Consider the following 20,124-nt stretch of genomic DNA (forward strand, 5'->3'; position numbering starts at 1 on the left):
CGGGCCTGGCGAGCAGATGTCAGACGCCACCGATCAGTCTTCCGCAGGTGCTCGGGTTCCCACAGTTCGCGCTGAGCGGCTCGCCGGCAACCGGGGGCGCGGCGCAGGCTGTCTCCGGACCGCCGGGTGCGCCGCCGGTGAGCAGCGCCGCGCCGGGTGTGAGCGCTGCTAGGTAGTCCGTTCGTCGGGTGCCTCGACGGCCTCATGGCACGGCGTCGGCTCCGCGTCGGCTTCGAGCTGGTCCTCGGTCCGGAACATGAAGAAGAACACCACCCAGCCGATCGCGGCCAGCATCAGCCAGCTGATTAGCCGGTAGATCAGCATCGTCGAGACCGCACTCGGCAGCGACATCCCGCTGGACACCAGGCTCGGCACCAACACCGCCTCGACCACGAACAAACCGCCGGGCATCAGCGGGATCGTCCCGACCGCACGAGCCGCCGCGCAGGCGACCGTCAACCCGCCCAGCGACACCTGCGTCGCGCCCGCCCCGTACGCGGCGAAAACCAGGCATGCGACGTCGGCCAGCCGGTTGATCACCGACCAGCTGAACGCGGCCGCCAGGTCGCGGCGGCTCAGGCTGACCGATTCCAGCTGGCAGAGCATCTCACGCCAGTCGGCCAGCCCGACGTCGGACGGCTTGCCGCGCAGCGCGTTGAACCGCGCCAGCAGTCGGCGGCCGATTCCCTCGATCAGCTCCGGTCGTGACGCCACCGCCTGCGCCAGCAGCAGCAGAGCGACGAAGCCACCCAGCGTGAACAGCAGCGAGAACGGGTTGTTCTTGGCGCCCAGGAAGAACGCGCCGCCCAGCCCGAGCAGCGCCAGCCCGACCGCCTGCAGCACTCCCGACATCACCAGCTGCCAGGACGCCACCAACCTCGACGCGCCCCAAAGTCGTTGCTGCCGCAGCAGAAAAGTCGCCGCGAGCACCGGGCCACCCGGCAGCGTTGTGCTCAGCGAGTTGGCCGCGTAGTAGGCGGCCTCGGATCGCAGCTTGTGCACCGGCACTCCGGCCGAGGCCAGCAGCGTCCGTTGCACTTCGGCGAAACTGTGCATCAACGCGATGGCCGCCACCGCGGAGGCCGGCAGCCACCACCAGTTGGCCGCGTACAGACTCCGGGCGGCTTTGGCCAACTGGTCCCACGCCAGCGCCAACTCGACGGCCAGTACGGTCGCCACCGCGGTCAGCGTCACCCACCGCAGCCACCAGTACCTGCCGCGGGCATTCTCACCGGACCTAGCCATCGACGTTGCTGGCCGGTGCGTCGTGCGACACGCGATCAGCGTAACGCCGCAGCTCGTGTGCGGATCGCTGCGCCAGGCCGGTGTTCGCACTTAGGCTGGCGGGTATGCCATCGAAGGCCTCGGCCGATTACGCCGACTCGGTAGAACCGATCGTCCGCAAGACCGCAGCCTGGGCCTGGCGGCTGCTGTTGATCCTGCTCGCCATCGTGGTGCTGCTCTGGATCGTCGAGCGGCTCGAAATCATCGTCGTCCCACTGCTGCTCGCGCTGATGCTGAGCGCATTGCTGGTCCCCATGGTGGACTCGCTGGATCGGCGGGGCGCGCCGCGAGGCGGCGCGGTCGCGCTGGTGCTGCTGGCCGGTTTCGCGATTCTCGGTGGAATTCTGACCTTCGTCGTCAGCCAATTCATCGTCGGTGTCCCGGATTTGGTCAGCGAGGTCACCCGCAGCATCGACTCGGCCAAGAAATGGTTGATCGAGGGACCGCTGCATCTGAGCCGTCAGCAGATCGATCAGGCCGGGAACTCGGCGATCCAGGCGTTGCAACACAATCAGGAAACGCTGACCAGCGGCGCACTGTCGACTGCGACCGCCATCACCGAAATCATCACCGCCGCATTGATGATGCTTTTCACGCTGATCTTCTTCCTCTACGGCGGCCGCAACATCTGGCACTACGTCACCAAGATGTTCCCGGCCGAGCACCGGGAGCGGGTGCGCGCCGCGGGTGGCGCCGGATTCCGTGCGCTGACCGGCTATATCCGGGCCACCTTCCTGGTGGCGCTGGTCGACGCGGTGGGCATCGGAACCGGGCTGGCGGTCATGGCGGTGCCGTTGGCGCTGCCGCTGGCCTCGCTGGTGTTCCTCGGTGCGTTCATCCCGCTGGTCGGTGCCGTCCTCAGCGGCTTCCTGGCGGTGATCGTCGCGCTGCTGGCGAAAGGCTTTCTCTATGCGCTGATCACGCTGGGCCTGCTGGTCGCGGTCAACCAACTCGAGGCCCACATCCTGCAGCCGTTGGTGATGGGCCGGGCGGTGTCGATCCATCCGCTGGCAGTGGTGGTGGCGATTTCGACGGGCGGCGTGCTGGCCGGCATCGTCGGCGCGCTGCTGGCCGTCCCGACCGTCGCGTTCTTGAACAACGCGTTCCGGGTGCTGCTGGCCAAGGACCCGGACGGGGCGGCCGCGAAGAGCGACGACACGCGGATCCAAGCCGACGCAGATGAGCTGGAGTCCACAAGCCAATAGGCGTGCAGGGAATTCGCGGCTAGATGCGGCCCTCTCGGCGCAGCAGGTCCGCAGCGCTGAGCCCACCACCGCGGCGCGGACGGGGCTGATCGCCACGAGCATTCATCTTTTCGACGGCGGTTTCGGAATCCTTGTCCGCCCGCGGCGGGGCAGGAATCGCGGTGGTGGCGTCGTCCGGTGGGTCGTTGGGCGGCGGGCCCGACGGCTTGTCCTGCGGTGGGATCTGTAGCGCGCGGGTCTCGTCGGCGGACGGCTGCGGAGGCTGGGGACCAGCGCCGCGTGCAGAGGCGGTCTTCCCGGTCCGCAGGCTGCCCAGCCAGGACTCGATCTCGCGATCCTCGCCTTGCGGAGGCCCCTGCGGAGGCCCCTGCGGAGGAGTGGACGGCCGACTCGCAGACGGTTTCGGCTGAGCCGAAAAGCGGGTCGTCGGAGCCTCTTTCGGCTCGGGCTGCCCCGGAGCGGACAGCCGGCTGGCGCCCGCGGCGGCCGGCGGCGCGTCCTTGGCCGGCGGCCGGACGTCCGGCCGCGGTGCGGCGGGCGGCGGTGCAGCCGGCGGCGGGGTAGCGGGCCTGCCGGGTCGCGGTGCGCCCTCGCTGCTGGGGTGCGAGGGGTCGTGCTGCGGGCGGGGGGCGGGCGTGACCGGCGGGTGGGTGGTGGCCGCGGGCCGCGCAGCGCGGGCCCGCGCCGAGGGCACCTTGCGCTCGTCAGGCAGGTGAATCTCGCCGAGTCCCAAGCGATTCTGCAGACGCTTCATCCAATGCGGCGCCCACCAGCAGTCGTCGCCGAGCAACTTCATCACCGACGGCACCAGGAACATCCGGACCACGGTGGCGTCCAGCAGCAGCGCCGCCATCAGACCGAACGCCAGATACTTCATCATCACCAGATCGGAGAAGATGAACGAACCGGCCACCACAGCCAGCACCAACGCCGCCGCGGTGATCAGACGACCGGTGGTCGCGGTACCGATCCGGATCGCCTCGGCCGTCGACATGCCGCGGGCCCGGGCCTCCACCATGCGCGACACCAGGAACACCTCGTAGTCGGTGGCCAAACCGAAACCGACCGCGACGACCAGGGCGATCAGCACCACCATCAACGGGGTCGCGGTGAAGTTCAGCCATTTCGACAGGTGTCCGTCGACGAAGATCCAGGTCAGGATGCCCAGCGTGGAGCCCAGCGTCAGGGCGCTCATCACGGCGGCCTTGATCGGCAGCACCACCGACCCGAACGCCAGGAACATCAGCAGCATCGTGGTGATCAGTAGCACCACCAGCATCAGCGGAGCCTTGTCGATCAGGCTGTGGATGCTGTCCTGTTCGAGCGCCGGCACACCACCGACCAGCACGGTCAGCCCGCGCGGCGGCGTGATCGAGCGCAACTCGTTGATCTTCTTGGCGGCGTCGCCTGAGTTGACCAGACCGTTCTGGATCACCCGGACCGAATCGTCCTTGGGGTGGCTGCCATTCGGGGTCGAGACGCACGGGTTGCCCTCGATCGTCGGGCAGGCCCGCTCGGCCCAGGTGCTGTCGGTGAAGCCGCTGATCGACGCGACGTCATTACGTATCTCGGCGACCTGCTGGTCGGTGACCTTGCTGTGGTTGTCGCTTTCGATCACCAGCGTCAGCTGGTTGGTGCGGTAACCGGGGAAGAGCTTGTCGAAGTTCTGCTGTGCCAGGCGCACCGGGTTGTCCGGCGGCAGGTACTTCTCGCTCATGCCGCCGAAGGCGAGGTTGTGCAACGGTATGACCAGCGCGATCATCCCGATGATGATGGGGATCGCGAACATCAGCGGCCGCTGCATGACGACGTTGACCAGCTTGCCCCAGAACCCGGCTTCGACCTCTTCGCGGGTCTTGGTCTTCTGCAGCCGGTCGGCCAGCCAGTTCAGGTAGGCCCGCGACGGCTTCCAGTTCGCCAAGAATGGGATCCGGAACAGGGTGCGCACCCCGAGTGCGTCGACGTGCTTGCCGAGTATCGACAGGATCGCCGGCAGCACGGTGATCGACAGGATCGCGGCCAGGCTCACCGAGATGATCACCGCGTAGGTCAGCGACTTCACGAAGCCCTGCGGCAGCAGGAAGAGGCTGGCTGCCGAGACGGCGATCAGGACCGCCGAGAACACCACCGTGCGACCGGCGGTCATCACCGTGCGGCGCACCGCGGCCTCGGTGTCGTAGCCCTCGGCGATCTCCTCGCGAAAACGACTCACGATGAACAGCCCGTAGTCGATGGCGATACCGAAACCCATCATCGACACGACGGGCTGGGCGAAGAAGCTCAGCGGCCCGAACATCGTGATCAATCGCAGGATGCCCAGCGAGCCGGCGATGCTCAAACCGCCGACTATCGCCGGCAGGGAGGCGGCGATCACCCCGCCGAACACCAGGAAGAGCACCACCGCCACCAGCGGCAGCGCCAGCACTTCCATCCGCTTCTGGTCGGTGGCGATGGTTCCGGTCAACGCGCCAGCGATCGGCTCCAGGCCGGCCAGCTGGACCTTGCCGTCGTTGAGCTTCTGCAGATCGGGCTGGACGGCCTTGTAGTTGTTCAGGATCGTGTCGTCGTCGTTGCCCTTGAGCGGAATGCTGACGAAGGTGTGCTTGCCGTCCTCGCTGGCCATCCCCTTGATCACGGGGTCGGTGCTGGTCGGCGCCGCCAGCCAGCCGGCCCAGCCGACCACCTGGTCGGGGTGGTCGGACTTGAACGCATTGAGTTCGTCGACCATCTTCTTCTGCCACGCCGGGTCGTTGATCGACTTCGGCGCGGTGAAAATCGCCACGATGTGGCTGGTCCGGTCACGTCCGTAGGTGTCGTCACCGAGCACTGACGCCTTGACCGACTGGCTGCCGTCGTCGTAGAAACCACTCTGCGTGACGTGCTTGCCCAGGCTGATCCCGAAGATGCCGCCGAGCAGGCTCAGCGCCACCATCACGCCGATTACGATGAACCGGTAGCGATATACAGTTCGACCCCACCAGGCGAACACGTAAGCTCCTTACTGGATCTGCGACGACCCGCGCATTGCTGTTAAGTTGTCGCCACACGCGAGGTCAGCAACGAGGACAGTGGCCGGAACGGTTGCAGCCACGCCCCCTGGTCAGGCAGCGAATCGAGGCCGATCCGCGGCAGTGGCTCCCGGAACACACCGGCGATGTCCTCCAGGTCGACAAATTCCAAGGTATCCGACGCTAGCGCCCAACTCGCGTGTTCGCGAAATCCCAGCACTTGGACCCCAACCCCGCTACCCGCGATTTCCTCCAAGGGTATTCGGAAAGCCTGTCCATCGGCGGACGCCACCATCAATGCCGCCAAACCCTCGTGGCAGCGCTGTGCGATGTGGGCGAGCATGTCGCTGTCGACGTCGCTGTCCTCGTCGAGTTTGGGCTTGGCGAACACCGCGAAGCCGACGTTGCGCAGGGCGTCCACCCACGGCCGCACGACCTCGGCGTTGCCCGGCGCGATGTTGGTGAACACGGTCGCCTCGGGCTCGATGGCGACGTCGTCGTGGCTGGCCGAGACTTCCGCGGTGCGGGCCAGCAGCCAGCGCCCGAGCGCGTCGAAGCGGGGCCGTTCCAGCGCGGTGGGCCGCCGGCCCAGGATCGATCCCAGCCCCATGTCCAGGTTCGGCGCGTCCCAGACCAGAAGCACCCGTCGCGGCGCCAGCGTCGATTCGACATCGGGTTCGGTTGCTTCGGTGAGACTCATGGGCGTTTTCTTTCCCAGAGGAATTCGTTGACGACACTGCCGGCGACCTCGGCCTTGCCCTCGTACTTCGTGGTCGGGCGAACGGTGCAGACCGGCGTCTCGGCACCCAGGTCGAGCCTGGTCAGCAGTGGTTCGCCAGCGCCGACCTCGGCGATCTGCGCGGCGTAGCCTGAGTGGTCGGTCGCGGCGTGCAGCACCCCGCCCGGGCGCAGTCGGTCGGCGATGGTCGCCACCACCGCGGGCTGCAGCAGCCGGCGCTTGTGGTGACGGGCCTTGGGCCACGGGTCGGGGAAGAACACCCGCACCCCGCTCAGCGAGCCGGGCGCGAGCAGGTGGTCGAGCACGTCGACGGCGTCGCCGCGAATCAGCCGGATATTGGTGACGTGCTCGCGGTCGATCGCGGCGAGCAACTGCGCTAGGCCGCGCCGGTAGACCTCGACCGCGATCACGTCGACGTCCGGCTCGGATTGCGCCATTGCCAGCGTGGAAGTCCCCGTGCCGCAACCAATTTCAAGGACGAGCGGGGCGTCGCGGCCAAACCAGGCCTGGGTGTCCAGCGGCTCGGGTCGGACCTCAGGATCCGATACCGCGACGGCGCCGAGCTCTGGCCACAGCCGCTCCCAGGTCCGCTGCTGCGCGGCCGACAGTTGCGAGCGCCGGGTGCGGAAGCTGGTAGTCCGGCGGTAACCGGAGACCTCGCGTTCCGCAGGCAGAGCGGTGGAAGGTGTCGGCGGAGTGGCCGCGTCCACCCAGGGCTGCGCGCGCATCCGTTCATCGTGACCCATCAACTCGCGATGTTGCCGCCCGCGGGTCAGATTGATACCCAACAGTTGCCTTCATTTGGTATCCGGTGACTCGCTTCCGCGCTGCGCAAATGTCACCATTCGACCGACAAGCCGATGGTGTTGCGCCGTCATCGGCAGGTACTCAGCCACAATAAACGGTCAGCGGGTTCAGCGGCATCTGCAAGGCACGAGCGGATAGGGGCAGCCGAATTTTCGTCGAAGAGCTGGAGCGGTTCGCGGCAGCGATATCCGAGCCGCGCTGCGCCGCGATCGCCGAGCGACTCGCCACCCCGTTACCGGTGGCGGTAACAGGACGCCGCGGCGTCGGCCGCACCACCGTCGCGCGCGCACTGGCCCACGCGGGGGTCGCAGTGACCACCGCGAACAGGGCTGACCTCGGTGTCTACGTCCTGGCCGACGCCGTCAAACCCGAGGATTGCGCCGCCGTCGCCGCGGCCGGCAGGCCGCTGCTCGTGGTGTTGAGCAAGGCCGACCTGGTCTCGACCACCGCAGCCGGCAGGTACCCGGACGGCCCGACCAGCGCCGCCAGGGCCCGCTGTGCGCAGCTGTCGGCCCGCGTCGGAACACCCGTCGAACCGCTGATCGGCCTGCTCGCCGTCGCAGCGCTCGACGACACGCTCTGGGCGGAGTTGCAGGCGCTGGCCGCCGAGCCGACGGCCGTGGGCCGTCGGCTGATGCAGACCCTCGACGCCTTCGGTGTCCGGCAGGCGGTCGCCGCGATCCGCCGCGGAGCGACCCGCGCCGACACCGAGGTCCACCTGCGCGGCTTGAGCGGCATCGACCACCTCGTCGACAAGCTCGGTGCGCTCGGCGCGCCGCTGCGCTACCAGCGGGTGCGCGATGCCGTCGCCCAACTGGAGGCGATGGCCGTCACCGACCGGCGGATCGGCGAGTTCCTGGCCCACGACGACACCGTGGTCGCCCGGATGATGGACGCGGTGGACGCCGTCGAATCGATCGGCATGGACGTCGATCGCGGCGATACGGTCGACGCGCATCTGCGCCGCGCGACGCACTGGGAGCGTCATCGGCGCGGGCCGGCCGCGGGTATCGAGCGCGCCTGCGGCGCCGACATCGTCGCAGGTTCGCTGCGGCTGTGGTCGAAGGCCGGCGGATCGGTGTGAGCGACAAGCAGGCGGTCGCCGAGGTCGACGCGATGGTGGCGGCGATTGGCCCCGCCCTCGGCGCTCCGGGCGTCGAGCGCCTGGACGCCGTGCTGGTGACCGGGCCATGGCTGGCCGGCGTGACCGGCGTGGTCGCCGCGCTGCGCGAGCGGCTGCCCAAGAAGAAGTTCGTCGAGTCCACGGACCTGCAGGCCGGCGAAACCCCGGCGGCGGTGGTGTTCGTCGTCTCGGCCGCGGCGTTGTTGACCGAATCCGACTGTGCGCTGCTGGATGCGGCGACCGCCGAGACCGACGTGGTGATCGGTGCGGTGTCCAAGATCGACGTGCACCAAAACTGGGAAGAGGTCCTGGCCGGCGACCGCGAGGTGCTGGCGTCGCACGCGCCGCGCTACGCCGACGTGCAGTGGGTCGGGGTGGCTGCCGCGCCCGAGGAAGGCGAGCCGCGCATCGACGACCTGGCCGCGGCGGTGTCCGACCACCTGGCCGACGCCGAGCTGGCTAAGCGAAACAGGTTACGCGCGTGGCAATCTCGGCTGCAGTCCATCGCCGACCGCTACGACCGCGACGCCGACGGCGCGGGGCGCCGCGCGCGGGTCGAGACATTGCGGGAACAGCGCAGCGAGATCCTGCGGCAGCGACGGTTGTCCAGGTCCGAGCGGACGATCGCGCTGCGCAGCCAGACCCAGCAGGCCCGGACGCAGCTGTCCTACTTCGCCCGCAACCGCTGCGCCTCGGTGCGATCGGAGCTGCAGGAGGACGCCGCGAGCCTGAGTAGGGGCAAGCTGGCGGAGTTCGAGGCCGAGGCGAACGTCCACCTCACCGACGTCATCGCCGAGGTGGACGACGGCACAACCACCCATCTGGCCGAGATGACGCAGACCTTGGGGCTGACGGTCGACCCGCCCGCGTCCACCCCGCGACCGACGGTCGAGCTGCCGTCGCCTCCGCTGAAGTCACGCAAGCTGGAGGGCCGGCTGATGATGCTGCTGGGCGCCGGCTTCGGGCTGGGTGTGGCGCTGACGCTGAGCCGGCTGCTGGCCGACCTGACTCCCGGGCTCACGATCGCCGGGGCTGTGGCGTGCGCGGCGATCGGGCTCGCGCTCACGGTCTGGGTGGTCGGGATACGCGGGCTGCTTCGCGACCGGGCTCTGCTGGATCGGTGGGCCGGCGAGGCCACCGCGCGGGTTCAGTCCGCGGTGGAGCAGCTGGTGGCGACCCGGGTGCTGGCCGTCGAGTCGTCGCTGACCGCCGCACTGAGCGAGCAGGACGAGGGTGAGAGCACCCGGCTGGCCGAGCGGGTCAGGGTGATCGACACCGAGCTGCGTGAGCACTCCGCCTCCCGCGCGCGGGCCGCGGCGCTGCGCGGCAGTCAGATGCCGACGCTGCAGGCCGCTCTCGAGGCGGTGCGGGCCGCACTCGGCGATCCCGAGCCGTCCAAAGCCGAGCCGTCGAACGCCGAGGCTGAAACCGAGTCCGACAATGCGAATGTAGAGTCCGACGTGTCGGCGCGTGACGAAGGCAACGGCGAGAAAATTGACGAAAGTTGCGACGTCGGCACCGTCGATAACGTGTTCTGAATCGTTCCTGTGAGTTAAACAATATGCTCCCGACTTTTTCTGGGTATTGAGCTCGCGATAACCTGTGTAGAGGCCGCCGCACACCATGCACACCGCGACTGCAGGAGATTTGATGACTTCAGCGACCGTTCCCGGTCTGGATACTGCCCCGACGAACCATCAGGGCTTGCTGTCCTGGGTGGAAGAGGTCGCCAAGCTGACCCAGCCGGACCGGGTGGTCTTCGCGGACGGTTCCGACGAAGAGTGGCAGCGGTTGGCCGACCAACTCGTCGAGGCTGGCACCTTCACCAAACTCAACGAGAAGAAGCACAAGAACTCCTACCTGGCACTGTCGGACCCCTCCGACGTCGCTCGGGTGGAGTCGCGGACCTTCATCTGCTCGGAGCGTGAGGTCGACGCCGGCCCCACCAACAACTGGAAGCCGCCGGCCGAGATGCGGGCCACCATGACCGAGCTGTACCGCGGCTGCATGCGCGGGCGCACCATGTGGGTCGTTCCGTTCTGCATGGGCCCGCTCGGTGCTGAGGACCCTAAGCTCGGCGTCGAGATCACCGACTCCGAGTACGTCGTCGCCTCGATGAAGGTGATGACCCGGATGGGCCAGGCCGCATTGGAAAAGCTCGGCGACGACGGCTTTTTCGTGAAGGCGTTGCACTCGATCGGCGCCCCGCTGGAGCCCGGCCAAAAAGACGTGCCATGGCCGTGCAATGACACGAAATACATCACCCACTTTCCGGAGACCCGGGAAATCTGGAGCTACGGATCCGGCTACGGCGGAAATGCGTTGTTGGGCAAGAAATGCTATTCGCTGCGGATCGCCTCGGCGATGGCCCACGACGAGGGCTGGCTCGCCGAGCACATGCTGATCCTGAAGCTGATCTCGCCGGAGAACAAGGCGTACTACTTCGCCGCCGCGTTCCCGTCGGCGTGCGGCAAGACCAACCTGGCGATGCTGCAACCCACCATGCCGGGCTGGCGCGCCGAGACCCTCGGTGACGACATCGCCTGGATGCGTTTCGGCAAGGACGGCCGGCTGTACGCGGTCAACCCCGAGTTCGGCTTCTTCGGTGTCGCGCCCGGCACCAACTGGGACTCCAACCCCAACGCCATGAAGACCATCGCCGTGGGCAACACAGTGTTCACCAACGTCGCGCTGACCGATGACGGCGACGTGTGGTGGGAAGACCTGGAGGGCGAGCCCGAACACCTGATCGACTGGAAGGGTAACGACTGGCTCCGTAGCGAGGCGGAAACCGAAGCCGCGCACCCGAACTCGCGTTACTGCACGCCGATGTCGCAGTGCCCGATCCTGGCGCCGGAGTGGGACGATCCGCAGGGCGTGCCGATCTCGGGCATTCTGTTCGGTGCTCGCCGCAAGACCACGGTGCCGCTGGTGACCGAGGCGCGTGACTGGCAGCACGGGGTGTTCATGGGCGCGACCATGGGTAGCGAGCAGACCGCGGCCGCCGAAGGCACGGTCGGCGACGTGCGCCGAGACCCGATGGCGATGCTGCCGTTCCTGGGCTACCACGTCGGCGACTACTTCCAGCACTGGCTCGATCTCGGCAAGCACTCCGACGAGTCCAAGCTGCCGAAGGTGTTCTTCGTCAACTGGTTCCGCCGCGGCGAGGGCGGCAAGTTCTTGTGGCCGGGGTTCGGCGAGAACAGCCGGGTGCTGAAGTGGATCGTCGACCGCATCGAGCACCGGGCCGGCGGCCAGCAGACCCCGATCGGCGTCGTGCCCACCTCGGCGGACCTCGACCTCGACGGCCTCGACGTCGACGCATCGGACGTGGATCGGGCGCTGGCGGTCAACGCCGACGAGTGGCGCGCAGAGCTGCCGCTGATCGAGGAGTGGTTCGAGTTCGTCGGCGACAAGCTGCCGACCGGCGTCCGGGACGAGTTCGAGGCGCTCAAGCAGCGTCTGGCCGAGTCCGACTAGGCCGCCGTCACCGCGTCGGCAGGGTTGCCATATCCGAAAGGTTTGCGAGCCGAAATCTCGGATGTGACCTTGCTGAACAGCAAATTTCATTCGTGCCGGAAATCGGTTCGGTAGCCAGGCTATGTTGCTGGACGGTTCGTCGGCGGGTACCTTAGCGGCGTGACGGCAACCGCGGGGGCTGTAACGGAGTCGCGTGCCCGATCCCTGATGTTGTTCCGTTCGCTGACGTTGGTGAGCGTTGCCATCGTTCCCGCCCTGGTGCTGCGTGTCCTCGGTGTTCAGCTCGATCCCGTTGTCGGCCTGATCGCCTACGGCGCCGCCGTCGTGGGTGCCAGTTTTGTGCTGGCCTGGGCCGCCGAAGCCGCTCAGATCGACGTAGCGGGTGGCCTCGCCGTCGCCGTGCTGGCCGTGATCGCCGTGCTGCCCGAGTACGCCGTCGACCTGTACTACGCCTACACCGCCGGCCACGTGCCCGAGTACACCCAATACGCGGCGGCGAACATGACCGGGTCGAACCGGCTGCTGATGGGTCTCGGGTGGCCGGTCGTCGTCTTGGTCAGCGTGCTGGTGGCCCGCCGGACTTCGGGACGTACGCCCGACGGGCTGGAGCTGGAGACCAGCAACCGGGTGGAGATCGGCTTTTTGATGTTCGCGGGTGTGGCCGCCTTCGTCATTCCCGTCACCGGCCGCATCCACCTCGCGTTCGGGGTCGCGCTGCTGGCCTGGTTCGGTTTCTACCTGTACAAGTTGAGTCGCGGCGACGTCGAGGAACCCGAGCTGATCGGCACCGCCGCGGTGCTGGGCACGCTGCCGGACCGGGTGCGCCGCGTCGCGGTGACCGCGCTGTTCCTGCTCGCCGCAGCCGTGATCGTGACGTGCGCAAAACCGTTCGCGGACAACCTGATCGGCGCCGGAGTCAAACTGGGTATCGACCGCTTCCTGCTGGTGCAGTGGCTGGCCCCGCTGGCGTCGGAGGCGCCGGAATTCATCATCGCGACCATTTTCGCCTCCCGCGGCAAGGGCGGCGTCGCGATCGCGACGCTGATCTCGGCGAAGGTCAACCAGTGGACGCTGCTGATCGGCTCGTTGCCAGTGGCGTTCATGCTCGGCGGCGGAAGTGCCGCAATGCATGTGGACGCCCGCCAAGTCGAAGAGATCGTGCTGACCGCGGCCCAGACGCTGATGGGTGTGACGCTGCTGCTCGGTCTGCGGTTCCAGCGCTGGACCGCCTGGACGTTGCTCGGGTTGTTCATCGTGCAGTTCCCGCTCAGCTCGACCGCAGGGCGACTGCTGCTCAGTGGCGTGTACGCGGCCATCGCCGCGGTGGCTCTGGTGCGGTATCGGCGGGAGTTGCCGGCGACGCTGGCCGCACCGTTCGGCGGCCGGGCCAAGCGGCACGGCGGACACCCACATCCGCAGCCCTCTTGACAGCTGTCAAGTTTTGCGGCGGTACAGTCTGCCCATGCAGATTCGCGAGCACACCTCCGGTCAGGGTGGTGCCAACAAGCCCGCCGTCATCCTGCACCCGTCCGGCACGGTGATCACCTTCGATGAGTTGGAGGCTCGCGCCAATCGGCTGGCGCAGCACTTCCGGCAGGCCGGCCTGGTCGAGGGCGATGCCGTCGCGATCCTGATGGAGAACAACGAGCACGTCCATGCGGTGATGTGGGCGGCCCGGCGGGCCGGCCTGTATTACGTGCCGATCAACACGCACCTGACCGCGTCGGAAGCGGCGTACATCATCGACAACAGCGCCGCCAAGGCGATCATCGGATCGGCCGCGCTGCGTAAGACTTGCGAGAACCTCGCTGAGCATCTACCGGACGGCCTGCCCAGACTGCTGCTGATTGCCGACGACCATCTTGACGGGTGGCAGCGTTATCCGGAATGCGTTGCCGGGCAACCTGATACGCCGATCGACGATGAACGCGAAGGCGATTTACTGCAATACTCGTCGGGCACCACCGGCCGACCCAAAGGCATCAAACGGGCGCTGCCGCACGTGTCGCCCGCCGACGCGCCGGGCATGATGTCGGCACTGGTCGGGTTGTGGATGCACCCGGACGCGGTCTATCTCAGCCCGGCGCCGCTGTATCACACCGCGCCATCGGTGTGGTCGATGACGGTGCAGGCCGGCGGCATCACCACGGTGGTCCTGGACAAGTTCGACCCCGAAGGCTGCCTGGACGCCATCCAGCGCCACCGGGTCACGCACGGACAGTTCGTGCCCGCTATGTTCACCCGCATGCTGAAACTGCCTGAGGCAAAGCGTAATTCGTACGACCTGTCCAGCCTGGAGCGGGTGATGCACGCCGCCGCTCCGTGCCCGGTGGAGATCAAGAAGCAGATGATCGACTGGTGGGGGCCGATCGTCGACGAGTACTACGCCTCCTCGGAAGCGATCGGGTCGACGCTGATCAGCGCCGACGAGTGGCTGGCGCACCCCGGTTCGGTGGGCAAGCCGATGATGTGTCAGCTGCACATTCTCGACGAGAACGGCAACGAGTTGTCACCCGGCGAACCCGGCGAAATCTATTTCGAGGGCGGCCTTTCCTTTGAGTACCTCAACGATTCGGAGAAGACGGCGGCGTCGCGCGACAAGCACGGTTGGACGACGGTGGGCGACGTCGGCTACGTCGACGAAGACGGCTACCTGTTCCTGACCGACCGTCGGCACCACATGATCATCTCCGGCGGGGTGAACATCTACCCGCAGGAAGCCGAGAATCTGCTCGTCACGCATCCGAAAGTGCTGGACGCGGCGGTGTTCGGGATTCCCGACGACGAGATGGGCCAAAGCGTCAAAGCCGCGGTCCAGACCGTCGACCCCGCCGACGCGACCGACGAGTTCGCCGGCGAGTTGGGCAGTTGGCTGCGGGAACGGCTGGCGCATTACAAGTGCCCGAAGTCGATCTCCTTCGAAGCGCAACTGCCGCGCACCGACACCGGAAAGATGTTCAAACACGAACTGGTGAAGAAGTATTCGGTGTGACACTGCGAGTCGTCGAGGTATCGGAGCCTGACTCGGCGCTCGACGCTGCGCTGCTCGGCGATCCGATTGTGGCCGTCGGGTCGCTGGCTCACGCATCCGAATTCTGGTTGCAAAATGCCACTTTCACGCTTACCGAGGACGTTGTCGACGACCGTCGGGCCATCGCCGTCCCGTCGATCGATACAGCCCTGAGCCAACTGAGCGAGCGGGCCGAACGCTGGCCGACCGCCGCGGCGACCTGTGACGACGTGCTGCGGTCGGTGGATCCGGCGGGTTCGACGCTAGCCGGAGTTGTGACCGAGTCGCTGGCCTATTCCACATTGCAGGCGGGCAAGGAGTTCGCCCGCTGGCTGGCCGACCGCGGCCCCGCTGCGACGCCCGGCATCCCCGATCCCGTGCAGACCCGCCGCGACGGCGACACGCTGCACATCGCGTTCAACCGCCCACAGCGCCACAACGCGTTCTGCACTGATGCCCGAGCCGCCCTGCTGGAGGCTTTAGCTGTGGCGCAACTTGATTCGTCGGTCGACGAGGTGGTACTGACCGGCAACGGGCCGTCGTTCTGCAGCGGGGGAGACCTTGATGAGTTCGGCACGTTCACCGACCCGGCCAGCGCGCATCTGGCCCGCACCCGCTACAGCCCGGCGTTGGCGCTCGACGCGCTGACCACCCGACTCGGAAAGGCCTGCCGCGCCGAGGTGCACGGCCAGGTTTTGGGCAGCGGGTTGGAGATGGCCGCCTTCTGCGGCCGGATCACGACCGCCCCCGATGCAGTGTTCGGGCTACCCGAGCTGAGACTGGGACTGATTCCCGGAGCCGGCGGCACCGTCAGCGTGACCCGCCGGATAGACCGTTGGCGCACAGCATATTTGGTGCTGACCGGGCTGACGCTCGATGCAGAGACCGCGCTGGCCTGGGGGCTGGTCGACGCGGTGGTTTAGCGCGCGCCGTGTGGCCGCTCGCTTCAGAGCCCGCCGCGGGACACCAACTGCGCGGCGATCACATTGCGCTGGATCTCGTTGGTGCCCTCGCCGACGATCATCAGCGGAGCATCGCGGAAGTACCGCTCGACGTCGTATTCGGATGAATAGCCGTAGCCGCCGTGGATTCGCACGGCGTTCAGCGCGATCTCCATGGCAGCCTCGGAGGCGAACAGTTTGGCCATTCCGGCTTCCATGTCGCAGCGCTCACCGCTGTCGTAGCGTTCGGCGGCGTAGCGGGTGAGCTGGCGGGCCGCAGTCAGCTTGGTCGCCATCTCGGCCAGGTAGTTGCCTATTGACTGATGCTTCCAGATCGGCCGGCCGAAGCTTTCCCGTTGCTGCGCGTAGGCCAGCGCATCGTCCAGGGCCGCGGTCGCCACGCCCAACGCGCGGGACGCAACCTGAATGCGGCCCGTCTCAAGGCCTTTCATCATCTGCGAAAAGCCTTGGCCCGCGTCGCCGCCCAGAATCGCCGACTGCGGCGCCCGGTAGCCGTCGAACGACAACTCGCAACTCTCCACACCCTTGTAGCCCAGCTTGGGCAGGTCGCGTGACACCGTCAGCCCCGGCCCGTGCTCGACGAGCAGCACCGAAATGCCTTTGTGTCGTGGTGTGGCTTTCGGGTCGGTCTTGCACAGCAACGCGATCAAACCCGACCGCCGGGCATTGGAAATCCAGGTCTTGGATCCGTTGACGACGAGATCTGAGCCGCCGTCGGGCAGCGCGGTGGTCGACATGTTCTGCAGGTCGCTGCCGCCGCCGGGTTCGGTGAGCGCCATCGTCGCGCGCAGTTCGCCGGTGGCCATCGGCGGCAGGTAGCGCTGCTTCTGCTCCGCGGTGCCGAAGAGCGTCAGCAGCTTGGCCACCACGGTGTGGCCGCCCATCGCGCCGGCCAGGCTCATCCAGCCGCGCGCCAATTCCTGGGTGACCAGCACGTAGCACCACATCGACACCGGGGTGCCGCCGTACTCCTCGGGCACCGCCAGCCCGTAGATCCCGATGCGCTTCATCTGCTCGATCCAGGCTTCGGGATACTCGTTGGCGTGTTCCCGTTCACGCACCGTCGGCTTGACCTCTTTGTCGACGAACTCGCGCACCGTGGCGACCAGCATCGCCTCGTCGTCATTCATGGGCCCATGGTGGCATGCCGCGGGGTGGGATCACGATGACCGTCGGCCCGTACTTCGACCAGGTGCACACCGGCCAGGTTTTCACCGGTGCGCCGTCGATGACGCTGACACCTGGGCTGGCCGCGGTGCACCAGTCCATCCTCGGCGACCGGTTGCGGCTGCCGCTGGACGCCGAACTGTCTGCCGCGGTCACCGGGCTGCCGGCGCCGCTGGCGCACCCGGGCCTGGTCTGCGACGTCGCGATCGGCCAGTCGACGGTGGCCACCCAGCACGTCAAGGCCAACCTGTTCTACCGCGGCCTGACCTTCTTCCGGTTCCCGGGGATCGGCGACACGCTGTTCACCCGCACCGAGATCGTCGGGCTGAAGAAGAACTCTCACCGGCCGGGCCGGGCGCCGACCGGCCTGATGGCGCTGCGGATCACCACCATCGACCAAGCCGACCGGCTGATCCTGGACTTCTACCGCTGCGCGATGCTGCCGCTGAGCGCCGGCGCCGACCCCGACTCCGCCGACCATGACGACGATCTGTCGACGATCGGCGCCGATCTGGCCGCGCCACCGTCGGCGGCCGCGGACTGGAACGGCGACGTGTTTCGCGAGCGGGTCGCCGGGCCGCATTTCGACACCGGGCTGGCCGGCTCGGTGTTGCACAGCAGCGCCGACGTGGTCAGCAGCGCACCGGAACTGGCCCGCGTGACGTTGAATATCGCTGGCGTCCATCATGATTCGCGACTCGGCGGACGGCGCCTGGTCTACGGTGGCCACACCATCGGGCTGGCGTTGGCGCAAGCCGGCAAGCTGCTGCCGAACCTGGCGACGGTGCTGGGCTGGAAGTCCTGCGACCACACCGGTCCGGTGTACGAGGGCGACACCCTCTACAGCGAATTGCGCATCGAGTCGGCCGAGCCGACCGACGGCGGCGGGGTGCTGGGATTGCGGTCGCTGGTCTACGCCGTCAGCGACAACCCCGAGGAGCCACGGCACGTCCTGGACTGGCGTTTCACCGCGCTGCAATTCTGATGCTGGTGCAAGCCCGCCGCGTGGCCGCCGATATCGGCGAGCTGCTCGGTGTGGCAGTCGACGCCGACACGATCCTGGCCGGTCGCGCCGTGCTACTGAACCTCGGCCAGCCCGGCCCTATCTCGGCCGGCGGCGCCACCCGACTGCTGCCCACCGCGGACGGCTGGTGGGCGGTCGCGTTACCGCGTGACGACGACATCGCTGCGCTGCCCGCGCTGTTGGAGATCGACGCGGTCACCGATCCCTGGGGCGAGCTATCCCGCTGGGCGGCAACGCGATCCACCACAGAGGTCACGGCCCGGGCCCGGCTGCTCGACATCGCGGCCGCCGGGCTGGGGGAAGCCTCGGCGGCGGCGCCGACGGTGCGGTCGGGTGGTGCCGCCGTCGAGTCGCGCCGAGCCGACGGGCTGCTGGTGGCGGATTTGTCGTCGCTGTGGGCGGGGCCGCTGTGCGGGCAACTGCTCACCCGTGCCGGAGCCACCGTCGTCAAGGTGGAAAGCCCGACCCGGCCCGACGGCACCCGGCGTGGTGGGCCGGCGTTCTTCGATTGGATGAACACCGGAAAACTCTCCTATGCAGTCCACTTCGATGCGCAAGCGGATGCCGTGCGCCGACTGCTCAGCGTCGCCGACATCGTGATCGAAGGCTCGCGCCCGGCGGCGCTGCGACGGCGCCGACTCGATGCCGAGACCGTGTCCGGCCCGCCGGGCCGAATCTGGTTGCGCATCAACGGATATCACGACCAGCCCGAGAGGCCGGCATTCGGCGACGACGCCGCGGTCGCCGGTGGGCTGGTCGGTGACGGACCGGCGTTCTTCGGCGACGCGATCGCCGACCCGCTCAGCGGGTTGGAGGCGGCGCGAGCCATCGGGGAGTCGCTGCGCCGCGGCGGCGGCGAAGTGATCGACGTCGCGATGGCCCAGGTGGCCGCGCGCTACGCGCCAACCGGTGACGTGCCGACAGTCGCACGGCCGGCGACGTCGCCCGCGTCGCCGCTCGGCGCCGACAACTCGGCGGTCGAGCTCCTGGTCGCCGAGAAGCTCTGCGCCAGATGCTGATTCAGCGGGCAGTGACGCTCGACGGCGCGACCGTCGACATCAGGGTGGGCGACCGCATCGACGAGGTGGCCGAGACCCTGGCACTGCGGGCGGGTGAGGACGTCCTCGACGCGGCGGGCGGGGCGGTGCTGCCCGGTCTGCACGACCACCACGTACACCTCTATTCCGCGGCTGCGGCCTCGACCTCACTTCGGGTCGGCCCGCCGCAGGTCCGTGATCCCGCCGGCCTGGCCGCAGCACTGGCCGGTGCCGAGGCCGGCGCAGACGGCTGGATCCGCGCGGTGGCCTACCACGACTCGGTCGCCGGACCGCTGGACCGCGACGCGCTGGACGCCATCGCCCCCGCGACGCCGGTGCGCATCCAGCATCGCAGCGGCGTGCTGTGGATCCTCAACTCGGCCGGCCTGCGACGAATCGGCCTCACCGACCACCCCGACGGCCGACTTCGCAGCAGCGACTCCTGGGCCGAAGCCTTGGGTCGCAGCGAAACCAACCTGGCCGACCTCAGTGACCGGCTCAGCCGCTACGGTGTCATCGGAATCACCGACGCCACACCGGATCTCGCCATCGCTGACATCGTCGGGCTGGCGGAGTTGCATCGACGCGGTGAATTACGGCAGCACGTGCACTGCCTGGCCCCCGGTAAACGCATCCTGCACGACGACGACCTGGACCTCGAACAGTTGACAACCTGGATCGCCGGGCGCCACAGCGAAGCCCGCCCGGTGGCGATCCACTGCGTCACCGCCGCACAACTATTGGTGACGATCGCTGCGCTGCGCGAAACCGGTTGCTACCCCGGCGATCGCATCGAGCACGCCGCCGTCGTCCGGTCGGATTGCCTGAAAGATCTGGCCGACCTCGGGATCACTGTGGTGACCCAGCCCAACTTCGTCGCTGAGCGCGGCGATCAGTACCTCGACGAGGTGCCGGCCGACGAGCACGATCAACTCTGGCGGGTGGCGTCGCTGCTCGACGCCGGTGTGCCGGTGGCACTGTCCACCGATATGCCGTTCGGCGATGGCGACCCGTGGGCGGCGATGCGCGCCGCGGTGCATCGCCGCACGCCCAGCGGCGTCCTACTGGGCGGCGGCGAATGCATCTCGGCCCAAACAGCTTTGACGATGTTCTTCGGCCGCGCCGACCGGCCCACCCGGCCACGCCGCGTCGCGCCCGGCGAGCCCGCCGACCTGTGCGTGCTGAGCGTCGCACCCGAAACCGCGCTGAGCGAACTGGACGCCGGGACGGTTGCCGCGACGATCATCGGCGGGCATGTCGCCTACCGAGACGGCTGAA

General features: G+C 68.0%; 13 protein-coding genes and 2 pseudogenes. 10 read left to right on the forward strand and 5 right to left on the reverse strand.

Annotated features, from left to right (window positions below; genetic code table 11):
• Positions 1–243 precede the first annotated feature (243 nt).
• A pseudogene (locus ABDV69_RS05165) lies at positions 244–1,276 on the reverse strand (YbhN family protein); the annotation flags it as partial.
• Between the two features lie 73 nt (positions 1,277–1,349).
• On the opposite strand from ABDV69_RS05165, the gene ABDV69_RS05170 reads away from it, so the two are divergent.
• Positions 1,350–2,489, forward strand: a complete 1,140-nt coding sequence (locus ABDV69_RS05170; RefSeq protein ID WP_343572269.1) for an AI-2E family transporter — start codon at positions 1,350–1,352, stop codon at positions 2,487–2,489.
• Positions 2,490–2,508: 19 nt separating this feature from the next.
• On the opposite strand, the gene ABDV69_RS05175 is transcribed toward ABDV69_RS05170, so the two are convergent.
• The 3 genes and pseudogenes from ABDV69_RS05175 to trmB form a co-directional block, all read right to left on the reverse strand.
• On the reverse strand, positions 2,509–5,478 hold the full coding sequence (locus ABDV69_RS05175; protein ID WP_343572271.1) for an MMPL family transporter: 2,970 nt from the start codon (positions 5,476–5,478) through the stop codon (positions 2,509–2,511).
• Between the two features lie 41 nt (positions 5,479–5,519).
• Complete coding sequence (locus ABDV69_RS05180) at positions 5,520–6,197, reverse strand: NYN domain-containing protein (protein WP_343572273.1); 678 nt, start codon at positions 6,195–6,197, stop codon at positions 5,520–5,522.
• Positions 6,194–6,883: pseudogene (gene trmB, locus ABDV69_RS05185) on the reverse strand (tRNA (guanosine(46)-N7)-methyltransferase TrmB); the annotation flags it as partial. The pseudogene trmB and the gene ABDV69_RS05180, both read right to left, overlap by 4 nt.
• 275 nt (positions 6,884–7,158) lie before the next feature.
• Here trmB and ABDV69_RS05190 point away from each other — a divergent pair.
• From ABDV69_RS05190 to ABDV69_RS05215, 6 genes are all read left to right on the forward strand, one after another.
• Positions 7,159–8,127, forward strand: coding sequence for a hypothetical protein (locus ABDV69_RS05190; protein ID WP_343572343.1), 969 nt, complete (start codon positions 7,159–7,161; stop codon positions 8,125–8,127).
• Between the two features lie 32 nt (positions 8,128–8,159).
• Positions 8,160–9,704, forward strand: a complete 1,545-nt coding sequence (locus ABDV69_RS05195) for a hypothetical protein (RefSeq protein ID WP_343572344.1) — start codon at positions 8,160–8,162, stop codon at positions 9,702–9,704.
• 112 nt (positions 9,705–9,816) lie between these two features.
• On the forward strand, positions 9,817–11,646 hold the full coding sequence (locus tag ABDV69_RS05200) for a phosphoenolpyruvate carboxykinase (GTP) (RefSeq protein ID WP_343572275.1): 1,830 nt from the start codon (positions 9,817–9,819) through the stop codon (positions 11,644–11,646).
• Between the two features lie 207 nt (positions 11,647–11,853).
• A complete protein-coding gene (locus ABDV69_RS05205; RefSeq protein ID WP_343572345.1) occupies positions 11,854–13,074 on the forward strand; it encodes a sodium:proton exchanger in 1,221 nt (406 codons plus the stop codon).
• 34 nt (positions 13,075–13,108) lie between these two features.
• A complete protein-coding gene (gene fadD4, locus ABDV69_RS05210) occupies positions 13,109–14,638 on the forward strand; it encodes a fatty-acid--CoA ligase FadD4 (RefSeq protein ID WP_343572276.1) in 1,530 nt (509 codons plus the stop codon).
• Positions 14,639–14,703: 65 nt separating this feature from the next.
• Positions 14,704–15,579: an enoyl-CoA hydratase/isomerase family protein gene (locus ABDV69_RS05215; protein ID WP_343572347.1), complete on the forward strand. Its 876-nt coding sequence runs from the start codon at positions 14,704–14,706 to the stop codon at positions 15,577–15,579.
• A 23-nt stretch (positions 15,580–15,602) separates the two neighbouring features.
• Here the strand turns inward: ABDV69_RS05215 and ABDV69_RS05220 are convergent, their stop codons facing one another.
• A complete protein-coding gene (locus ABDV69_RS05220; protein WP_343572277.1) occupies positions 15,603–16,748 on the reverse strand; it encodes an acyl-CoA dehydrogenase family protein in 1,146 nt (381 codons plus the stop codon).
• A gap of 35 nt (positions 16,749–16,783) precedes the next feature.
• Here ABDV69_RS05220 and ABDV69_RS05225 point away from each other — a divergent pair, with 35 nt between their 5' ends.
• The 3 genes from ABDV69_RS05225 to ABDV69_RS05235 are packed head-to-tail and all read left to right on the forward strand — an operon-like array spanning position 16,784 to position 20,123.
• Positions 16,784–17,770, forward strand: coding sequence for a MaoC family dehydratase (locus ABDV69_RS05225; RefSeq protein WP_343572279.1), 987 nt, complete (start codon positions 16,784–16,786; stop codon positions 17,768–17,770).
• Complete coding sequence (locus ABDV69_RS05230; RefSeq protein ID WP_343572281.1) at positions 17,770–18,828, forward strand: CoA transferase; 1,059 nt, start codon at positions 17,770–17,772, stop codon at positions 18,826–18,828. Before ABDV69_RS05225 ends, ABDV69_RS05230 begins: the two co-directional genes overlap by 1 nt.
• Positions 18,822–20,123, forward strand: a complete 1,302-nt coding sequence (locus tag ABDV69_RS05235; protein ID WP_343572283.1) for an amidohydrolase family protein — start codon at positions 18,822–18,824, stop codon at positions 20,121–20,123. Before ABDV69_RS05230 ends, ABDV69_RS05235 begins: the two co-directional genes overlap by 7 nt.
• The last annotated feature ends 1 nt before the right edge of the window (position 20,124 follow it).

This window comes from Mycobacterium sp. (genome assembly GCF_039583785.1).
Classification (GTDB): domain Bacteria; phylum Actinomycetota; class Actinomycetes; order Mycobacteriales; family Mycobacteriaceae; genus Mycobacterium.

Coding starts and splice junctions, on each gene's coding strand:
- fadD4 (WP_343572276.1), top strand. CDS start 13,109: ATGCAGATTCGCGAGCACACCTCCGGTCAGGGTGGTGCCAACAAGCCC.
- ABDV69_RS05225 (WP_343572279.1), top strand. CDS start 16,784: ATGACCGTCGGCCCGTACTTCGACCAGGTGCACACCGGCCAGGTTTTC.
- ABDV69_RS05230 (WP_343572281.1), top strand. CDS start 17,770: ATGCTGGTGCAAGCCCGCCGCGTGGCCGCCGATATCGGCGAGCTGCTC.
- ABDV69_RS05170 (WP_343572269.1), top strand. CDS start 1,350: ATGCCATCGAAGGCCTCGGCCGATTACGCCGACTCGGTAGAACCGATC.
- ABDV69_RS05180 (WP_343572273.1), bottom strand. CDS start 6,197: ATGAGTCTCACCGAAGCAACCGAACCCGATGTCGAATCGACGCTGGCG.
- ABDV69_RS05200 (WP_343572275.1), top strand. CDS start 9,817: ATGACTTCAGCGACCGTTCCCGGTCTGGATACTGCCCCGACGAACCAT.
- ABDV69_RS05205 (WP_343572345.1), top strand. CDS start 11,854: ATGTTGTTCCGTTCGCTGACGTTGGTGAGCGTTGCCATCGTTCCCGCC.
- ABDV69_RS05195 (WP_343572344.1), top strand. CDS start 8,160: ATGGTGGCGGCGATTGGCCCCGCCCTCGGCGCTCCGGGCGTCGAGCGC.
- ABDV69_RS05220 (WP_343572277.1), bottom strand. CDS start 16,748: ATGAATGACGACGAGGCGATGCTGGTCGCCACGGTGCGCGAGTTCGTC.
- ABDV69_RS05235 (WP_343572283.1), top strand. CDS start 18,822: ATGCTGATTCAGCGGGCAGTGACGCTCGACGGCGCGACCGTCGACATC.